The organism is Alphaproteobacteria bacterium (assembly GCA_016699735.1).
Classification (GTDB): domain Bacteria; phylum Pseudomonadota; class Alphaproteobacteria; order Micavibrionales; family Micavibrionaceae; genus JAGNKE01.
Genome location: CP065008.1, coordinates 2,305,663 through 2,324,117 on the forward strand (window position 1 = coordinate 2,305,663; position 18,455 = coordinate 2,324,117).

17 protein-coding genes are annotated in these 18,455 nt (G+C 54.8%); 5 read left to right on the forward strand and 12 right to left on the reverse strand.

Going from position 1 to position 18,455, the window contains the following annotated elements; all coding sequences use genetic code 11:
- Positions 1-20 precede the first annotated feature (20 nt).
- Together IPN28_11460 and IPN28_11465 are read right to left on the reverse strand one after the other, a co-directional pair.
- On the reverse strand, positions 21-557 hold the full coding sequence (locus tag IPN28_11460; protein QQS56863.1) for a hypothetical protein: 537 nt from the start codon (positions 555-557) through the stop codon (positions 21-23).
- A gap of 53 nt (positions 558-610) precedes the next feature.
- Entirely contained in the window at positions 611-1,168 is a 558-nt protein-coding gene (locus IPN28_11465) for a hypothetical protein (protein QQS56864.1), read from the reverse strand.
- Between the two features lie 198 nt (positions 1,169-1,366).
- Between IPN28_11465 and IPN28_11470 the strand changes: the two genes are divergently transcribed.
- Together IPN28_11470 and IPN28_11475 are read left to right on the forward strand one after the other, a co-directional pair.
- Positions 1,367-3,796 (forward strand): DUF1565 domain-containing protein, encoded by a 2,430-nt coding sequence (locus IPN28_11470; protein ID QQS56865.1) that lies wholly within the window; start codon positions 1,367-1,369, stop codon positions 3,794-3,796.
- A 66-nt stretch (positions 3,797-3,862) separates the two neighbouring features.
- Positions 3,863-4,768: a hypothetical protein gene (locus IPN28_11475; protein ID QQS56866.1), complete on the forward strand. Its 906-nt coding sequence runs from the start codon at positions 3,863-3,865 to the stop codon at positions 4,766-4,768.
- Here IPN28_11475 and sucD read toward each other — a convergent pair whose 3' ends face one another.
- The 4 genes from sucD to sucC all read right to left on the reverse strand — a co-directional run bounded on the left by sucD (position 4,769) and on the right by sucC (position 8,201).
- Entirely contained in the window at positions 4,769-5,644 is an 876-nt protein-coding gene (gene sucD, locus IPN28_11480) for a succinate--CoA ligase subunit alpha (GenBank protein QQS56867.1), read from the reverse strand. It lies immediately after the preceding gene.
- A gap of 61 nt (positions 5,645-5,705) precedes the next feature.
- Entirely contained in the window at positions 5,706-6,110 is a 405-nt protein-coding gene (locus IPN28_11485; protein ID QQS58623.1) for a GxxExxY protein, read from the reverse strand.
- Between the two features lie 17 nt (positions 6,111-6,127).
- Positions 6,128-6,910 (reverse strand): hypothetical protein, encoded by a 783-nt coding sequence (locus IPN28_11490; GenBank protein ID QQS56868.1) that lies wholly within the window; start codon positions 6,908-6,910, stop codon positions 6,128-6,130.
- A gap of 91 nt (positions 6,911-7,001) precedes the next feature.
- Complete coding sequence (gene sucC / locus IPN28_11495; GenBank protein ID QQS56869.1) at positions 7,002-8,201, reverse strand: ADP-forming succinate--CoA ligase subunit beta; 1,200 nt, start codon at positions 8,199-8,201, stop codon at positions 7,002-7,004.
- A 326-nt stretch (positions 8,202-8,527) separates the two neighbouring features.
- Here sucC and IPN28_11500 point away from each other — a divergent pair, with 326 nt between their 5' ends.
- From IPN28_11500 to IPN28_11510, 3 genes are all read left to right on the forward strand, one after another.
- Complete coding sequence (locus IPN28_11500; GenBank protein ID QQS56870.1) at positions 8,528-11,341, forward strand: hypothetical protein; 2,814 nt, start codon at positions 8,528-8,530, stop codon at positions 11,339-11,341.
- A 98-nt stretch (positions 11,342-11,439) separates the two neighbouring features.
- On the forward strand, positions 11,440-12,720 hold the full coding sequence (locus IPN28_11505) for a lytic transglycosylase domain-containing protein (protein ID QQS56871.1): 1,281 nt from the start codon (positions 11,440-11,442) through the stop codon (positions 12,718-12,720).
- Between the two features lie 122 nt (positions 12,721-12,842).
- Positions 12,843-14,054 (forward strand): hypothetical protein, encoded by a 1,212-nt coding sequence (locus tag IPN28_11510; GenBank protein QQS56872.1) that lies wholly within the window; start codon positions 12,843-12,845, stop codon positions 14,052-14,054.
- On the opposite strand, the gene IPN28_11515 is transcribed toward IPN28_11510, so the two are convergent.
- The 6 genes from IPN28_11515 to IPN28_11540 form a co-directional block, all read right to left on the reverse strand.
- Positions 14,029-15,027: a malate dehydrogenase gene (locus IPN28_11515; protein ID QQS56873.1), complete on the reverse strand. Its 999-nt coding sequence runs from the start codon at positions 15,025-15,027 to the stop codon at positions 14,029-14,031. The genes IPN28_11510 and IPN28_11515 overlap by 26 nt on opposite strands.
- Before the next feature lie 143 nt (positions 15,028-15,170).
- A complete protein-coding gene (locus IPN28_11520; protein QQS56874.1) occupies positions 15,171-15,590 on the reverse strand; it encodes a clan AA aspartic protease in 420 nt (139 codons plus the stop codon).
- Positions 15,565-15,834, reverse strand: a complete 270-nt coding sequence (locus tag IPN28_11525; protein ID QQS56875.1) for a hypothetical protein — start codon at positions 15,832-15,834, stop codon at positions 15,565-15,567. Before IPN28_11525 ends, IPN28_11520 begins: the two co-directional genes overlap by 26 nt.
- Before the next feature lie 260 nt (positions 15,835-16,094).
- Positions 16,095-16,772 (reverse strand): DUF1579 domain-containing protein, encoded by a 678-nt coding sequence (locus tag IPN28_11530; protein QQS56876.1) that lies wholly within the window; start codon positions 16,770-16,772, stop codon positions 16,095-16,097.
- A 93-nt stretch (positions 16,773-16,865) separates the two neighbouring features.
- The gene (locus IPN28_11535; protein ID QQS56877.1) at positions 16,866-17,177 is read right to left on the reverse strand and encodes a hypothetical protein; all 312 of its coding nucleotides are present in this window, start codon (positions 17,175-17,177) and stop codon (positions 16,866-16,868) included.
- 12 nt (positions 17,178-17,189) lie between these two features.
- The gene (locus IPN28_11540) at positions 17,190-18,455 is read right to left on the reverse strand and encodes a DUF2336 domain-containing protein (protein QQS56878.1); all 1,266 of its coding nucleotides are present in this window, start codon (positions 18,453-18,455) and stop codon (positions 17,190-17,192) included.

Below are 18,455 nucleotides of genomic sequence, written 5' to 3' on the forward strand. Positions count from 1 at the left end.
ATCCGTCATTAGGGAAAAACTTATTCGACCTTTTTCAGGGCCGCCTGAATCAGGCCGATGGCGGTGTCCTCGGCGGCGCTGACATTCATCGGATGATTTTTATCGTCATTGGCGAACGAACCGACGACCTTTTCCATTACCCGTCCGAAGAATCCCTTTTTCTCGCGCACTTCGCCGAACTCGCCGTAAGCCTGCGCGACGGAGCTGGCAACCTCGATCAGCATTTTCTTGTAGCTTTTGAACTCCTGCGCGGACACCACCGGCTTGAGAACGCGCAGCGCCTTCTCGCAATCCGGCGCCACGTTGAACGCCCCCTGCGACCATCTCATCCAGTGATCCTTGCGGCGAAGAATTTCGCGGGCGACCTCGCTGACCAGCGGCGAGGCTTCATGCAGCCTGGCAATCTGCTTGATGCAGGCTTCCAGCGCCTCCATTTCGCGCTCATCATCCACCTCGCCCTCTTCGTCCTCCGTATGGCTGACATTGATCCCCACCCGGTAAGGCAGGCTGATCAGAAGTTCAGCATCTTCAGGCGTAAAGGCGGCGAGTTGCGACATGAAAAGAGTCTCCCGTTGTTTTTTTTGACCGAAGATCATCGGACCAATATCCTCTAGATATAAGTAATATTCAGCGCCCCGGCGATCGAACGCAGCGCCCGCCGCTCATGGGCACTGATATTCAGGAACTGGTCCCAGGTCTTGACGGAAATTTTCTTCTGTGCCGCCAGCTTTTTGTCTTTTTTGTAATCCATAAACAGCTTGAGCTTGGCGATCATACCCAAATTCTGCTGCTCACGGAACGCCATGGCCACCGACTCGCCGATCTCAATCAGATGCTGCTTGAAGGCGTTGACTTCCTTCTGATCGACGACGGAGGAAAGAACGTCGATGGCCTTGTGACAATCATCCTCGACCTTTTCGAGCGTCCCGGACCATTCCGGCCACTTGTTGCGCTTGCTGATCGTCTCGCTGATAATATATTGCACGGTTTCGGAACCGAATACTTCCTGCGCGTAGCCGCTCAGGATGCTGGACAGCGCCTGCATCTCCTGCTCATCCGATTCGTTGCCCCCCGTATCGTCGCTCTTGCTCACGCGCAAGCCAACGCGGTAGGGAAGGCTGACCACCATATCGCGGTCGTCGGGGTCCATTTGGTTAAGAAAACTCATGCCGCAAAGCAATCCTCTTAAGATTGATTTTCAGCGCTAAGGATACACTGAAAAGACAGGGATATCCAAACAGTTTTTAAGGGCACAAAACACCAATAATAATTGCAGTCCATGCTCATACCTCCGAGGGAGAAGACAAGGCTTTAATTCCATAATGTATTTAAAGAAAATTTAAATCAAATTGAGGATAATGAAAGCATGAGAAGCCTCCTTTACAAAATCCCCTTATATCTGATGCTCTGCGCGGCCGTAAGTCCGGCGTTCAGTGAAGATCGTCCGGCGGCGCGACAGCCTCTGGCCGGACGGATGGAAAGCAACTGGAAACTCGGCAGCGAGCGCTCTCTGCTGATGAACGAATTCTGGATCCCGGTTGTCCAGAATGTGGAGGACGGCTCGGTCGTCTACGCCGACCTGCGGATGATGGCCGACGATCAGGAGAACCGCGAGTTCAACATCGGTATTGGCTACCGGAAAATGATACTGGAAACCTTGATCGGACGGGGAATCGCCGGAACCCATATATGGCTTGACCGCCGCTACACCGAACGCGGCTCCGCCTTTAATCAGGTCACGGCAGGCGCCGAATGGTACGCGGATGATTGGGAGCTTAAACTGAACGCCTACCTGCCGCTCAACGACAGCCATAGCTATGGTGAGGGCACATCGGGCGCAACTGGCAGCGGCTCCTTTGCCGGAACCCAGATCATCTTCCAGGGAGGTGGGCAGGGCATCATCGAAGAAGCCCTTGCGGGCGTGGATATCGAACTTGGCTATAAGCTGCCCCTGCCTGAAGGCATAACCGACAGCACAAGAATTTACGGCGGGCTTTATCACTTTGAAGGCGACGAATCCAATGACGTCAGCGGCTGGCGCACCCGCATTGCAAGCGACATCACCTCCGACATCCAGCTCGGCGCCCGCTTTCAGAGCGACGATGAACGCGGCTCGCAGGGCTTTCTGGAAGCCGCAGTACGCCTCCCCTTCGGCCATAAGAAAAGCTATCAGACAGAAGGCTTGCGCGCCCGCCTCGACGAAAGCCCGGAACGCGATGTCGATATCGTAACCAACGAAGCCGTCAGCGGTAGCGGCAACGGAGGCACCATACCTCTGCTGAATACGGCCACGGGAACAATCCAAACAGTGATTCACGTCGATAACACCGCAGCCGGCGGGGGCGACGGATCAGCAGAAAATCCTTTTAATACCCTGGCCGCCGCACAGGCCGTCGCAAGTATGAATGACCTGATTTACGTTCATCGCGGCGACGGCACGTCAACAGGACAAAATGCTGGAATCACGATTGACGATGACGGACAGATGCTGATCGGTGAAGGCTCAGCCATCACTTCTTCCGACGGACTCTTTACAATCGCAGGGGGCGGCTCCCTCCCCGCTGTCATCATCCCGGCGGGCACCGCCCCCGTGATCTCCAACACCAATCCCAATAGCGACGGCGTGACCGTCACCGCCGATAACGTCTATCTCACCGGTTTCACGGTAGACGGCGCGGCCCGTGACGGTATCGTGGTCGAAGGCGATGCGGCCAGCGCACAGAACGTCACGATCTCAAACGTCACCGCCACCAACAACCGCATGGGGATTTATATCCACGGCACAAACGGCGGCGACGTCTCGGCGATGATCGAACAATCCGTGACAACAGCAAACAGCCAGCACGGCATCGCCGTTTATGACGACACCGCCGGAACCTTCGAGGTCGATCTTGGCGGCGGGAGCTTGGGCAGCGCCGGATTGAACGTCCTTGCCGGAAACACGCTCGAAGACCTCGCCGTCGAGTATGACGGCCGCGCCCTCTCCGCTCAGAACAACTGGTGGGGACAGGCCGGCGGCCCCGATCTCGACGATCCCTCCGACGGCTTCCGCCCGCAGATTTACTACGGCGCCCCGATAAACGATGATCTGGCCGCAAACTGGGACTTCGATACCGAATGGACCACGAATGCCACCGCCTACGACCGCTCCGCCAACGCCAATAATGGAACGCTCAACAACCTCTCCCTCGCCGATCAGGTCGCAGGCCAGAACGGTGAAGCGCTCGACTTTACCCCCGGCCCGCAAACGGAAATTCTGGTCTCCGACTCCGCGTCTCTTGATATCAGCGGAACACAAATAACTCTGGCCGCATGGGTTCGTCCTCAAAATCTCTCCTCTGGGACCGATGAGGTGCTTTTCGGCAAGGCTTGGACGAATGGCGCTTTTGTGTCCCCTTATTATCAATACGGGTTTGAGATCGACACCAACGGCGGCGATTCATTTGACTTTATTTTCGGAGATACAGGGAGCGGCTTTCACTATCTTCAAATGACCAATCTGCCTGCCGTTCAGGATGTATGGCAGCATGTCGCCTTCACTTATGACGGCGCGAATGTGCGCGGCTACATCAACGGCGTTCAAAGGCAGGTTTGGGCTGAAACGGGCTCGATACAAGCTCGCAGCGACCTTTTGAGAATTGGCTCGGACTTCCAATCCAACCAGCATCTCGACAGCCAGCTTGACGATGTGAGGATATATGACCGCACCCTTACCGCCGCGGAAATCTTCGGCCTCTACCAGATGGATACGACCAGCACAACCGACGTGTCAGGATCGCTGAGCGCCGCACCTTAACTGCCAAGCTTGCGGTCACCCGCTTTTTTTTCATAGAGTGGAATCTGAAAAACGACAGACTCCGATATGAAAAAAGCCCTATTGCCCCTGATGATTTTTACGCTGGCCCTGACACCGCTCAAGGTCGCGCTGGCCTGTGTTGATAATTTTCTATGGTCGCCAAAGCGTTTTTGGACCATCGATTATCAGTTAGAGTTAATCCAGAAATCAATCGCCACAACACCGGCCCAGCTTTATGAAGAACAATATAAGCACTTAGAGGTGAGCGAAGATTTAACTCAAGAAAAAGAAAAATTAGCGATGAAAGAACTGCTGACTGGCGATGTCCAGAAGGCAGTGACAATGTTTTTGGATTTGGAAAACTCTAACCCCGAATACGCATTTGCCGCTTCCCTCGGAACGGCGTATGAGCTGAGCGGAGACAATCAAAATGCCCTGAAATGGATAAAAGAGGGCGTGAAAAAAAACCCGGCTTCACATTACGGAACCGAGTGGCTGCACGTGGCTATCCTTGAAGCCAAAATCAATCTGGAGAAAGATCCCGGCTATTATGCGGAAAAATCTGTTCTGGATATGCCCAAAAGGCTTCCCGCAGACCCAGACGATATCTTTGCCAACTTCAACGGCCAGAATTTTAATCGTATGCAGGTTGAAACGGCGTTGGCCTACCAGCTTTATGAGCGTACACTCTTTGTGAAACCTGAAGATGTCGTTGTTGCGGACCTCTTGTATAGCCTGTCCAGAATCTCAGGGAATAAAAACGATTTTAAGTCCGCCTTCGCTTTTCTCCGCCTCGCGAAAGAATACGGTTTCAAGGATGAAAAACGGTGGAAGGACTCGCTGAGTTGCTTCAAGGAAAAACAATACGCCATAGAAACGCTGCAGCCCCTGATAATGACGGGACTGGCAGGCACCCTTTTCCTGCTGACGATCTTGTTCGTCTGGAAAGACCGCAGAAAGCGGGGGGCTTAATTAAGCCGCCATCGCCTTCACGACCGCATCGCCGAGGCCCGCAGGGCTGTTGGAGACCACGAACCCGGCCGCGCGCATCGCATCCATCTTCGCGGCGGCGGTATCGTCGCCCCCGGAAATGATCGCACCCGCATGGCCCATGCGCTTGCCCGGAGGGGCGGTCGCACCGGCGATGAATCCGGCAATCGGCTTTTTCTTCTTGAGCGACTTGTAGTATTCGCAGGCATCCAGCTCCGCCGTTCCGCCGATCTCGCCGATCATCAGGATGGCTTCCGTTTCCTTGTCCTTCATGAACATCTCAAGGCAGTCCACGAAATTCGTGCCGTTCACCGGATCGCCGCCGATACCGATGCAGGTCGTCTGACCCAAGCCCACCGCCCCCGTCTGCGCGACCGCTTCGTAAGTGAGCGTGCCGGAGCGGGAGACGATCCCGACCTTGCCGCGCTTGTGGATATGGCCGGGCATGATCCCGATCTTGCACTCGCCGGGCGTAATCACGCCGGGGCAGTTCGGCCCGATCAGGCGGGTGTTGGAACCCGACAGCGCCCGCTTGACCTTCACCATATCAAGAACCGGAATACCCTCGGTGATGCAGACCACCAGTTCGATCTCCGCGTCGATCGCTTCAAGGATCGCGTCAGCAGCGAACGGCGGCGGAACGTAGATCACGGAGGCGTTGCATTTGGTTTTCGCCTTGGCTTGCGCCACGGTATCGAAGACCGGCAGGCCCAGATGCTTCGAGCCGCCCTTACCGGGCGTGACGCCGCCGACCATCCGCGTGCCGTAGGCAATCGCCTGCTCGGAATGGAACGTCCCCTGCGCGCCGGTGAAGCCCTGACAGATGACCTTGGTTTTTTTACTGACGAGTACTGACATTTTCTTGGTTCTCCTTAAAAATAACAAAAACTTTTACCGCAGAGTCGCAGAGGGCGCAGAGTTATTTCGCGCCCAAAGCCATCCGCTTAATCCCGTCTTTGATGAGTACGGAATTAAAATTCATAATCAGTCCGAGCTTCATGCCGGATAATTTCATGTAACTGAGAATCTGCGCCTCATGGATGGGCAATATTTTCTCAACCGCCTTAAGTTCCAGAATAACTTCATTCTCAACGATAAAATCTGCCCGGAAAACGGTGTCTATTTTCAAGCCTTTATACTCGACAGGAATCGGCTTTTGCCTTTCAAAGTTCAATCCCATGCTTTTCATTTCAACTGCCAGCGCTTCCTCGTAGATGCTTTCCAGAAGACCAGGGCCGAAATATTTGTGGACCTCAATGGCAGCCTCAATAATTTTATGAGTTAGCCGAGCACCAAGATCAGGAAACTGAGTTATGTCTGTCATTGCATTTTTTTCATTTTTTAACGCAGAGGCCCACAATCGATAGCTTCTTCACCACGCAAACCTCTATCCTGACCACAAGTTCTGTTATTTAAAAACAGTGAAATAGCGTAAAAACAGCAGAGCAAAAATAACGCTCCGAGTGCTATAGGTAAAGAGGCTTGCACACAATAGCTATGACTCCATCTCTCTGAGAACTTAATAGCATTAAACTTACAACCACCGTATGAGAGTAAATATATACCTAGGTAAAAAGAACACGCTATAGCTACTAAGAGGATTAGGTTTTTTAGCCGTTCTCTAAATTTTGAGCTTTTAACATTTTCACTTTTACTGACTTCCTGAATTGAAAGAGGAACATTTTGTTTTCTAAATGCTCGTAAAAGTTTAAAAACAAAAGCAATCAAGACAGGAACTAGAGAATACATAACAGCAAAATGAGGTGGATAAAGTCTATGACTAGAATTCAAAAAACCACCCGCCAAACTAAATACGCAAGCCGTAGCCAAGAGCACACCTAAGCCAAAGTGCCATCTTTTTTTGCCAAAAAAGAGAAAGTAGGTAGCGATTGCAGAGAGAATAAAATAAACGCTATGAGTTACACTACAATGATATAAAAAAACCAGAATATCATTCTCGCCATGAAAAGCAGTTACTGCATCAGGAAAATCTGCAGAAGGATCATGCTCGACAGGCACAGGCTTAGGAGTCACCGGAAAAGGCGAGCCTAAAGGAGCATTTGGGATATCATCAAAAATCCCGCTATCCGCAATTTTGAAACTATCGCTGCTGCTGTTGCCCATAACTTGCTTCTAATTTCACTTTACCTCTGCGTTCTCTGCGCCTCTGCGGTTAAAAAACTGGATCCCCGCATACGCGGGGATGACAGAAGCATCAAGCCGCCAGCGCCTTCTTCGTGGCGTCCACCACCTTCTGCGCGGCATCGGCCAGATTGTTCGCCGGAATGATATCGAGGCCGGACTTGGAGAGAATCTCCTTGCCCTTCTCGACGTTCGTGCCTTCAAGGCGCACCACCAGCGGCACCGAAAGCTTCACTTCCTTCGCCGCCGCGATGATCCCCTCCGCGATGATGTCGCACTTCATGATCCCGCCGAAGATGTTGACCAGGACGCCCTTCACGTTTTTATCCGAAAGGATGATCTTGAACGCCGCCGTCACCCGCGCCTTGTCCGCGCCGCCGCCGACATCGAGGAAGTTCGCGGGCCGCCCGCCGTAAAGCTGGATGATATCCATCGTGGACATGGCAAGACCGGCCCCGTTAACCATGCAGCCGATATTCCCGTCAAGCGCGACGTAGGAAATCTCGTGCTTGTGCGCCTCGCGCTCCTTCTCGTCTTCCTCGCTCTCATCGCGCATGGCGGAGACTTCGGGCTGACGGAACAGGGCGTTGTCATCGAAATTCATCTTCGCATCCAGCGCCATGACCTCGTTGCCGGCGAGAATCATCGGGTTGATCTCAAGAATCGAGCAGTCCAGCGCAACAAACGCCTTATAAAGATTGCCGAAGAATTTGACCGCGCTCTTTTGTGCCTCGCCCGACAGGCCCAGCGCAAACGCCATCTTGCGCGCATGAAAGCCGGAGAAGCCCGAAGCCGGGTCGATGGCGACCTTCACGATCTTCTCGGGGCTGTTATGCGCCACTTCCTCGATATCCATGCCGCCCTCGGTGGAGACGATGAATGTAACGCGACTCGTCGCCCGGTCGAGCAGGACCGAACAGTAATACTCCTTATTAATGTCCACCCCGTCGGTGACATAAAGACGCTGGACCTCCTTGCCTTCCGGCCCGGTCTGCTTGGTGACCAGAACCTGCCCCAGCATGGCTTCCGCCGCCGCCTTGACTTCATCGAGGGTCTTGCACAGCCGAACCCCGCCCTTCCCGGTCGGATTGTTCTTGAACTTACCGGCCCCGCGCCCGCCCGCATGGATTTGCGATTTGACCACATAAAGCGGCCCCGGCAGGGTCTTCGCGGCGGCTACAGCCTCCGCAACGGTCATGGCGGCAACCCCGTGGGGCACGGTGACGCCGAATTTTTTCAACAGTTCTTTGGCCTGGTATTCATGGATATTCATAGGAATGTTCTCCGTTTGGATCCGAGGGGTGCCGGATGCACCCAAAAAGTGTAATGTCGAATCAGGTTTTAACACCCCCTCGGACTTTTGAAAACCGTCAAAATGAGGGTTTTTTGCCCCCTCCCCCTCGAAAATCGGGAAAAACCAGCCTCGGCGCACTTAAATTTTGACAAACAATTAGCGCATACCCTAAAATGTCTCCTAAGTGTGTAAATCCGCCTTGCGTGCCGATAGGGTGATAAGCCAGCACAGGTGCGGCGGAAAATCGGGTTTAATCTTGTAAAGCCGTAAGCCAAGAAACGGCGGGAAACATAGAGGAAAATAACATGGCAGGCTCCAATAAACCTCCGGCATATGGTACGCGCGAACAGGTGGAGAGGGACAATCAGGTTTGGGATCGCACTTATAACCCCCAATCGGAACAGCCAAGAGGCACCGAAGCCGAAACGCAGCCGGATTTTGTCGATGTTGACACCGCCAAAAACGCGGCCATGAAGGACGCGGACCCTGTCGCTCATAGCGAGGGTAGACTTGAGGACGCCTCTTTATCGGCGTTGAGAATTTTCTCTGTCGGCGGCTTGGTCGCCTCTCTGGGCCGCGACAATTTACAGCCCCAGACCCGCACCGAAGCCACTCATGACCCGACCGAAACCGGAATCTACGGTCACGCTTCCAACAGCGATGTTGAAAAGCAGATGGAGATTGCAAACGAATCCATGAAGCTGGATTCCCAAGGTGTCCCGCTCTCCGATGGAAAAATCGCAACCATTTATTCGCAAATCCGCGCCGATCATCTCGCAGAAGAGAAGAAGAGAAAGGATGAGGAAGAAAGGTTCATGGCATATGTCGCTGCTGAGGCTGCAGCCGATGCCATAGATGAGATGTTTGACTTCTGGGACGACGATGACGACTGGTACGAACCCACCATGACCGACGCGGAATGGGAAGATGCTCTTACTCAACTGAATGCAGATAATGCGGATTTCAACATAGGAGCCCAGCAAGCTCGTGACGCAATCGACACCTATCTGAACGACACCGCACCGGCCAACCTCGCGGCTTTGCAGCAAGCCGATGCCGGTTTCCACGACCAGGCAACGCTGGGCGACTTGCACGCGCAAGCTGACGCAGCCCCAGGGACTCCTGATGCAAGCGCAGCAACCGCTGCTATTGCCGCACGCACAAACGCGGCAGGACTTGACGCAGACGGACACGCAGCTCCGCAGGGGAGCATGACCTTCAAAATAGAGGATGCAATCAACAGCACCTCTCAGGCTATGCAGCTGAACAGAAATGTGAATGGCCAGTTCCAGACATATGTCAACGATATGGTTTCGCAAGCAAATGCCATGCGCGACCGCACGATGACCATGAGCGGATCTGAAGCTAAGAGCATGATGACCGACAGTCTCAGGCAAGAAAAGTCGATGATTCAGCGTATGTCCGGGGATGACGCTAAAGCGGCTTTGGTTGCCCGCACGACTGGACAACTCGAACGCGCCGTTGCTTCAGGAGACCAGGCCGAGATTGACAAATGGCGGACTCGCTTGGATAACGCAAATAACATGACGGGTGACCAGGCAAGACAGGCGCTAGTCAGGGAAGCAGACAGTAGGATTGACCGAGTTCGGGGAATGGACAATGATGAGGCCCAGAAGGCGGTCCGTGCACAGGCACAGACTCTTGTAACAAGTGCCGAACAGCTTCAGTCTCAAGCCAACACTCTTAACGCGAATATTACAGCATCGACCGAACTCGCTGGCAAATTACAGACCATGCAGACGGAATATAGCAGATGGCTTGAAGAAGCCAGCCGCGACGGGCTGAGCCATGAAGAACTGGTGGAACAACAGCGCAAGAGAGAGGAAATTATCACAACAAACAACGAACTTGCAGTGTTGAACGGAAAGAATCTGTCCGATCTTCAGGAGGCAGAACGGCGTCTTCAGGCCGCATCGGCAAATTTCGAACTGAACGGCAGTAGGTCACTGGCGGCACGACAAGCACTGGCGAACACAATTCAGCAAGCACAATCTGCCGCTCTGAATGCCCAAGTTGCAAGCGATCAGGCTGCTGAAGCCGTTGATCATAATGCGGATGTCACCGCCGCCGCCGCCGCTCCGGGAATGAGTCCGAGAGATGCTGCGCGAATGGCAGCAGCGGCAGGATCCAGCGCATCCGACATGGGAGTTAGCCATGAGCAAAGACGCGGATTCTTTGATCAGTACGTAGCTTTGACTGAAGATCAAAAGCGTGACCCGGCCGCTCTGGCACATATCCAGCAAAACTTGGGTTTAACGGACACTCAGTTAGCCTTCCTAGCGCAAAGAGCTGAATCTAGGGGCGGATTTACTCCGCAAAAAAGAGCCTTTATTGAAGAGTTCAACAAGCTGCCCCCTGCACAAAAGCAGGATCCAGCCACTCTGCAAGCACTAGGACAGAGGGCCGGATTATCAGCTGCGGAACTTGATCATATGACTCAGCGTATTAATGAACGTTTCCAGCAAGGTTGGAACGGTCAAGGTGATTGGCAGTGGGGCAGAGGTAGAGGCCGACCAGCGGACAGCGCCCAAGCCCCCGCCAACCCATCAATCAATAATGCGGCTTTGGCTGCTTCACCACCAGCCAACAACCTTACGACCAATGCTCCGAATATAACTGCAGATGACGCTCTTGCTATGAGCCTTGCACCTCCTAAATTTGACTGGTCAACCGGCGGTGCATCCCCATCAGTACCTTTGTTTGGGTTTACCCCCTTCAATGTAACTTACGTACCGGTGACTCCGATTGCGGACCCCGGCTTTTCGAACGACCCGAAAATGAGCACTGATAATGGAGTAACGGCCGGAAACTACGACTGTTTCTGCACCAGCGAAGCCTTCACGAACTATAACCCAACCCCAAAGGATACAGGCGGCGTAACACCGAGCTACAGCAAGCCTTGGTATTCCTCGGCTTGGGATGCGACCACGGGATTTGTCTCAAACATCTGGGCCAGCTTGGACAACAAACCTGCAACGCCAGCCTCTACCGACCCACTCGCGCAGGCAAACCCGACAATGCTCGCCGCGAACAGCCCCAACACCACAAAGGCGGTTCCGGGAGCTTCTGCGGGCGCGGGCGGAGGCGGCTTGGCGTAAAATTGACACAGGCCTTGGAATCTGTGTAATATAGGGAAAAATGAAGGCGCACCGTAAAAAACCGCGCCGCATTGGGATAAGATAATAGGGTGATGACTATGGCGAATGACGTCCAAAATCCAACGGTAACCGCTGCACCGCAGCCCGTAACGCCATCTGGTGACACGGGCTCTGTCCCGGCAACGCCCCCTGAAAGTCAGCCCATAGCACCCCAGGATCCTCTGGCTATAGAGGCACAGCAACCATCAACAGCCGCCGCCGCCGATCCCAACGCCATAGAAAGCGACATTGTAAAACGCCGGAGGGAAGAAGAGCGGCGCAATATGTTGCGAAACCAACAGCAACAAGAGCAAAACGGCGGCCTAATCCTTCTTCTAGCCATGCTGTTCGGAGCACTCGAAAACGGCAATGAAGGTCTGAAGGACGAGAACACCTCAAGCAGCTTTGCGAAATGGCTCGGCCTCGACGTCGGTACGTTCCGGCAAACCGTATCGGATGTGAGTTCGGGACGCCTCTCCGCCCAAGACGCCGCCTCCAGAACATATGGCTCGGTCAATCCGGCTAACGTCGATTATTCGAGGGCACCGAGCGTCCCCGTAGCCGACCTGCTCCGCACCAATCGCGGCCCGACCCTCCTGAACCCGGACCTCGTTCAGGCGATGCAGAAAAATACCACGATCAACAATTACGTGCAGATGACCTTCGCCGCCGCCCAAAGACACGGGCTGGACGGCAACCTTCTGGCCAACCAGCTCTGGCAGGAATCAAGATTTAACCCCAACGCCACCTCCGGCGCAGGCGCCAAGGGCATCGGTCAATTCATGCCCTTCCACCAGGGCAAATGGGGATTGAATACCGAAGCCGATTTCCGCGACCCAACCAAATCCATCGAGGCCTCCGCCCGCTTCATGCGCCACCTGACCGACCGCGTCGGCAGCCAGCAACTCGCACTCGTCGCCTACAACGGGGGCGAAAAAGCCGTTGAATGGGTCTCCAGCCGCACCCCCGGATCGAGGATCACCGTCGAGGATTGGATGAATTTCGCCGGCCAGCAGCGAGCGCAATTAGGGGTCGGCAGCGCGAATCTCTGGCGTAACCAGACATTCGATTACGTGACTAAAATAGACTCCAACTACTGGAGCCGCGATTTAATCGCCAAGGCGGAAAGACAGGGTCAAACAACGACTCTAGCCGCCGCCGGCTTCCCCAACGGCGTCGATCAAACCACGCGGCCCCCAAGCGCTGGACGTGACGGCCTGACCCCCGTCTACACGGCGACGCAGGGTGCCGGCGGCACCGATCAGGTGGCCCTCGCCGCCAGAACTGAAACCCCAGCACCGGGTATCACCCCCAACCCGACGACGGTCAGACCCACATAAACCGCCATATTTCGGGATTGATCGGGTTAAGACTCTGTTCATATTTTTTACATAAAATATCTGTACCCTTGCGCGGACGCCCGCGCCCTGTATGATCGTTTTTCACAACCCGAAAAAACCCGATGAAAGCCGCACAGATTTTCGCACTCGCGTTCCTTTCGCTATCGTTCGTTTTGCCCCTTCCGTCCCACGCCATCGAACGGAAGCCGCCCCTGCACATCAAGGTCAAAGGCGCGAAAACACAAAAAGCCCCCGCCTCCGGCACCTCTTGCCCGCTCATCATCATGGGCAGAAGCCTCAATTCAAAATACGGCATCAAGGTGAACCTGATCCGTCAGGACCGCAACGCCGTTCATCTGGCCACCGCCCTGCGCGGTCATTTCCTCAAAAAAGGCCGCGACCCGCAATTCATCTCCGCCCTTTATGACGCCAGCGTCCAGACCGGAACGGACTTCGAATTGCTGATCCTCAAGGCCATGATGGAAAGCAATCTCGGCCAGCTCAACTTCGCCGAAAGCTCGACCGCCCGCGGCACGTTTCAATATATTGAGTCCACCTGGCTCAACCTCATCCATAAATACGGCGCAAAGGCGGGCTACCCCGATTACGCGGAAGCGATTAAATTGAACGGTTCCGGCCTGCCCTCTTTCGAGGCCGGAAGGGAGCGCCTGAAAACCGAAATCCTCGATTTACGCTTCGATCCTTACGTCTCCGCCCTGATCAAAAGCTATCAGATTGCAGAGGAAAGCGGCGAAATCAAAAAATTCAGGAAAAACCGCGCCATTACCCTGACCGATCATTACATCGTGCATATGCTCGGCCTCGGCCTCGCCGAAAAACTCTATAGCCTGAAAAATGGACGCTCGAAGAAAAAACTCGCCGACCCGGATAACCCGGACTTTCTGGCCGCCGCCGAAAACAACCGCGTATTTTTCTACGATGAGGACGGAGAAGCCCTGAACGCCGCGCAGGTCTTCGAACAGTATGAGAACCGCGTAATGGCCGCCCGCCTGCGTCTGGCTAAAATCATGGCGGATTACGGAAGCGCGAACGGCTGCGGCCGTTTTGAGCCCGTCCCGCCCTACGAACCCGCCACGCAAAGCGAAGCCGCCAAAGAGGCCGCCCAAAAAGACCTGCATCTTTCATTTATGCTCGACCCGTTGACGCCGCAAGAAACCGCCGCGCCGCCGGAATCAAAGCCGCAGGAGAACATCTGCAGACCGGAACAGGAACTCGCCCTGCTCAGCCTGCCCGAAAGCGCCGCCGGAGAAATAACAGGAGAAATGACAGGCGAAGAGGTGCCGCCCTTTACTCCGCCGCCATCCGGCCTTTGAACAGATGCTCGACCCCGGCCCGCTCCTCGCGCAATTCCTTTTCGGTCGCGTCGATCCGCGCCTGTGAGAATTTCTTGATCGAAAGCCCCTGCACGATCTCATAAGCCCCGTCTTTACACGTCACGGGATAACCGAAAATCACGCCCGGCTTGATGCCGTACGATCCGTCTGAGGGCACCGCCATCGAAACCCAGTCGCCGCGGGGAGTCCCCAGCGCCCAGCTTTTCATATGGTCGATCGCCGCCGCCGCCGCCGAAGCCGCCGAGGAGGCGCCCCGCGCCTTGATGATCGCCGCCCCGCGCTGCTGCACTTCGGGGATGAAAGCATTCGCGTACCAGTCCTTATCCACCAGCGTCAGCGCGCTTTTGCCGTCCACTTTGGCGTGGTGCAGGTCGGGATACTGCGTCGAGCTGTGATTGCCCCAGATAATGACCTTCTTGATTTTAGTGGTATGGATGCCCGTCTTCTCCGAAAGCTTGCTGATCGCCCGGTTATGATCGAGCCGCACCATGGCCGTAAAGCACGACGCCTTCAGGTCCGGCGCGTTCTGCTGCGCGATCAGCGCGTTGGTATTGGCCGGATTGCCGACAACCAGAACCTTGACATTGCGCTTGGCGTGTTCGTTCAGTGCCTTGCCCTGCGGCGCGAAAATCGCCCCGTTCGCCTCCAGCAAATCCTTGCGCTCCATCCCCGGCCCACGCGGCCGCGCCCCGACCAGTAAAGCATAATCGACGTCCTTGAAGGCCACGTTGACGTTATCGGTGGCGACAACCCCCTCCAGCAGCGGGAACGCGCAATCCTTGAGTTCCATGATAACACCCTCCAGCGCAGGCAGCGCGGGCGTGATCTCCAGCAGATGCAGGATGACGGGCTGGTCCTTGCCCAGCATCTCCCCCGACGCGATACGGAACAAAAGAGCGTAGCCGATCTGTCCGGCTGCGCCTGTAACGGCAACTCTGACGGGAGCTTTCATGGGAAAAACCTTTCGTGAAATAAGAGAATAGTGAAAACTTCAACGGGAAGAATCCTAGCCGTTCCCCGCGATTCGGGCAAGGGTGGATAAGGACCAACAAATAGCGAGAAACTTGCAAACAAAGTCTCTCAAATCTCTAAAACCTAAATCGTTATTGAAAACGTACGGCCAGGCCCATTTGTCTCAAAAATAACTTTTTCCAAAAAATCCCTGCCCAAAAATCCGTCTCTCCAGCCCAAACCGAAATCAAATTCAATAATGCTTAAATCGGGAAGATATAAACATGGCACAAAAAGCTCGCAGGTAAGGTCGGCGTGATACTGTTTGGCTTTAACCTCACCAGTAGCTGACCTCAATGGCTTGCGCCCGATAGGAACAAGACCAATTTCCTGAGCGATGACAGGACTGATAGCAGTTCTGGACGCTCCACTATCGACAAGCATACTGAGCTTGCGCTTTGAACGCTCTGCATCTTCTTCGTTGTATGTGCTCAGGGGTTTGCTGATAAAAACATCAATATAAACCCCGTTTTTTGGATCAAACGGACCCGCAATCCGAGGCATGAGAAAACCACCCTAAATCTACAGGCTTTTGAGTAACCTCTTGTACAGAAAACAGGCCATCTTCATACGTGTTCACAGCATAAACCATGGCATCTCTTATAGTATCAAAGAAGGCAACAGGCTCTTCATGCCGCATAACCGCAAAACGCCCGACATGAGTCTTCATAAGATTTGGAAGAATCTTTCTAAATGCCTCATAGTTCCTATCTACTTCAGCTTGCTTCTCTGCGAGTGCAATGGACATGGCGTTAACTAGAAGTGTTGTTGATTGGCACAAACACCGACCATTCTAACAAAATTGTAAAAATTAACCAACAGCCCAAATATAATGGTGCTACTTATCCTCATACATACGCCTTTACATTATATATCTAGATCAAATTATCATTTAAAAATAACATATTAATATAATATTTTTAATTTACAGTCTCAACATAAAGAGCAACTACAGGTAACGGCGGCCCCTGACGAAGCCGCCGCTCTTTAAATCTCAGAAAATCAGCCTCACTTCACCCGTGAATACTGGATCTCCATCATCTTGTATTCCGCGCCGGTTTTCGGGTCGGCGGAATGCATCGTATAGCTGAAATGATCGGCGTCGATGAACTTCGTCTCGTTGCGGAAGCTGCGCTTGCCCCCGGTCATGGGGCAACTCGCCGTGGCCTCTTCCTTGATCGTCTGGGTCGCCTCGTCAAACGTGCCCGTGCCGGTCATCATGCTGGTCGCAAAGCTGTCGTACCAGACATTCTGGAACTGCTGCGCGATATTGTCATACCCGGTCAGCGCCTCGCCGTCGAAGGGAACATCCTGCCCGTTCATTTTCATCGTGCCCTTGACCGCCATCTTCAGGAACCGTCCGCCGAACACCATCGTATTCTCCGACGTGCCGGAGGATTGTTCGACCGGAGCATCCGCCGTCATCTGCATGGTGGACGTATAGGTCCAGGAACCGACCAGCGTTTCCAGCTTCTTGTGCATCTCGCCCGGCTGCATCATCGCCATCATCTTGGCCATTTCCTCGGCGCTCGGTCCGGCAGGAGCCGCCTCAGTCGCAGGAGGAGCGGCTTCTGTGGCAGGAGCCGCCTCGGTCGCAGGAGCGGCGGTTTCTTCCGCAAAGCCCAGCGTGGGAACGGCAAACGCCAGCGTTCCGGCCAGCAAGGTTGTGACAAGCAGTTTTTTCATGGGCAATTCTCCTTGAAGTGAAGTGGAAACAAATCTTTTATGAAACGTGAAGGAGACTAGCACCCTTCGGCAGGAGATGACAAGAACACAAGATTACTCAACCGTCCGGCAGGATGGCGCCTGCTCGGGGCACATTGCCTCGGGCGGGCAGGGTTTAGGCGGCTTGTAGCACTCCGCCCGCGCCTTCAGCGGGTCCATATAGCGGATACATTCGACCCGCGCATTGATATCGTTCGCGTACTTTGTCCCCTGCGTAACATAATCCTTGTTCACGGCGCCTAGGTAACAGCCTCCGCCGACGATCCGGCAATCGGAGTCCGTGGAACACATCGTCCATTCAAAGGGCATCTGCGCGAACGCGGGGCCGGAGAGAAAAAGTACAAGCGCAAAAATCAGAAACCGCATGAAAGAATTCCCTTATTTCTTCGCCACGCCCAGAAAATCAAGCTGCCACTCCAGTTCTTCCTCGGTCATCGGATAGTCCGTGCCGCCCTTCGGATATAAAAGATTTTTTGGCGGCACCTGCGCCAGATCGCGTTGCAGGGTCAGCGCCGTCCGCATCGACAGCCCCGCTTTCCAGCAGAGCGCCACGATCGGCTTGGCCGACCGCGCCTCAAAGAGATCCTTCAGCGTCGCCTCCGCCACCCCGGCCAGATGCGCCAGCGCCGCATACACGAAATCGGTCTCCCGCACAGCCAGCGCATCCGTGATGGCCTCATCGGTCAGCTCACCCTTCTTCGCCATGCGCTTGACGCGCTGCTCGACTGTTTCCGGCTTTTTGGAATCCCCGCGGATGAAATCCAGCCGCCGCCGGAAGACCTCGGAGATTTCCTCCGCCATCGCCCCGTCGAAATCCGGCCGCTGCATGAGAAGGTCGCGCACAGCCGCATCCACGAATTCCGCCAACTCTTTCGCCAGGGCGAACGGCAGAAAGGGCCGCACGGCCACCGACTCCTGCCAATCCTTGTAGTCCCGCGCCCGCTCGACGATTTTCTGCAAAGTCTCCAGCGCAATATCCGCCCCGCGGTTACGCAGCAGCACCTTCCCGCCGGTGATATCATCCACGTTAATGACCGCCGCCGAGACCATTTTGCTGACGGTGCTGCGCCCCGCAATCGCCTGAACAACCCAACTCGCTGGATGGCTCTTGAGGATATCGAGCAAATCGCGGTCCGACAGCGCCGCGCAAAAGCGCAAAATCGGCTCGGACACATCCCGCTCCACATCCCGCGCCAGTTCCGCCGCCACTTTCGGCGGCGCATAGGCATGATCTTTCAGGGTGCTGGACAGCGCCAGCCGGATTTTCAGAACCTCATCCAGCGCCAGTGTCCCCAGCGCCTGCACCGCGAAGGCATAAAGCTGCGACTGCTTGTCCGTGCTGATGGAAGGCAAAAGCGACACCAGCCGCGCCGCCAGCGCCAACCGCACATCCGGGCTCTGGTCCCGCGCCAGAAAGGGCGAGACATGGACGGGCATGGTTTCATTATTGGCCACCGCCTGCCGGACGCCCGCATCCGGGTCATTCTGCGCGAGGAAATAGAGGATTTCCGGGTGCGTCTTGCGGCTCTTCGCCAGACTTAAACGCTGCGGAACGGTCCCGGTCGTCGCGATGTTTTTCTCGCGCTCGTAACGGTTCGCCCGGTCCTTCTTCTGCCACGTAAACACACTCAGGAATTTTTGCAT

Bases quoted from the DNA above. Each gene is read 5' to 3' on its own strand.
- IPN28_11460 (QQS56863.1), bottom strand. From the start codon at position 557: ATGTCGCAACTCGCCGCCTTTACGCCTGAAGATGCTGAACTTCTGATC.
- IPN28_11465 (QQS56864.1), bottom strand. From the start codon at position 1,168: ATGAGTTTTCTTAACCAAATGGACCCCGACGACCGCGATATGGTGGTC.
- IPN28_11470 (QQS56865.1), top strand. From the start codon at position 1,367: ATGAGAAGCCTCCTTTACAAAATCCCCTTATATCTGATGCTCTGCGCG.
- IPN28_11475 (QQS56866.1), top strand. From the start codon at position 3,863: ATGAAAAAAGCCCTATTGCCCCTGATGATTTTTACGCTGGCCCTGACA.
- sucD (QQS56867.1), bottom strand. From the start codon at position 5,644: ATGTCAGTACTCGTCAGTAAAAAAACCAAGGTCATCTGTCAGGGCTTC.
- IPN28_11485 (QQS58623.1), bottom strand. From the start codon at position 6,110: ATGACAGACATAACTCAGTTTCCTGATCTTGGTGCTCGGCTAACTCAT.
- IPN28_11490 (QQS56868.1), bottom strand. From the start codon at position 6,910: ATGGGCAACAGCAGCAGCGATAGTTTCAAAATTGCGGATAGCGGGATT.
- sucC (QQS56869.1), bottom strand. From the start codon at position 8,201: ATGAATATCCATGAATACCAGGCCAAAGAACTGTTGAAAAAATTCGGC.
- IPN28_11500 (QQS56870.1), top strand. From the start codon at position 8,528: ATGGCAGGCTCCAATAAACCTCCGGCATATGGTACGCGCGAACAGGTG.
- IPN28_11505 (QQS56871.1), top strand. From the start codon at position 11,440: ATGGCGAATGACGTCCAAAATCCAACGGTAACCGCTGCACCGCAGCCC.
- IPN28_11510 (QQS56872.1), top strand. From the start codon at position 12,843: ATGAAAGCCGCACAGATTTTCGCACTCGCGTTCCTTTCGCTATCGTTC.
- IPN28_11515 (QQS56873.1), bottom strand. From the start codon at position 15,027: ATGAAAGCTCCCGTCAGAGTTGCCGTTACAGGCGCAGCCGGACAGATC.
- IPN28_11520 (QQS56874.1), bottom strand. From the start codon at position 15,590: ATGCCTCGGATTGCGGGTCCGTTTGATCCAAAAAACGGGGTTTATATT.
- IPN28_11525 (QQS56875.1), bottom strand. From the start codon at position 15,834: ATGTCCATTGCACTCGCAGAGAAGCAAGCTGAAGTAGATAGGAACTAT.
- IPN28_11530 (QQS56876.1), bottom strand. From the start codon at position 16,772: ATGAAAAAACTGCTTGTCACAACCTTGCTGGCCGGAACGCTGGCGTTT.
- IPN28_11535 (QQS56877.1), bottom strand. From the start codon at position 17,177: ATGCGGTTTCTGATTTTTGCGCTTGTACTTTTTCTCTCCGGCCCCGCG.
- IPN28_11540 (QQS56878.1), bottom strand. From the start codon at position 18,455: ATGCAAAAATTCCTGAGTGTGTTTACGTGGCAGAAGAAGGACCGGGCG.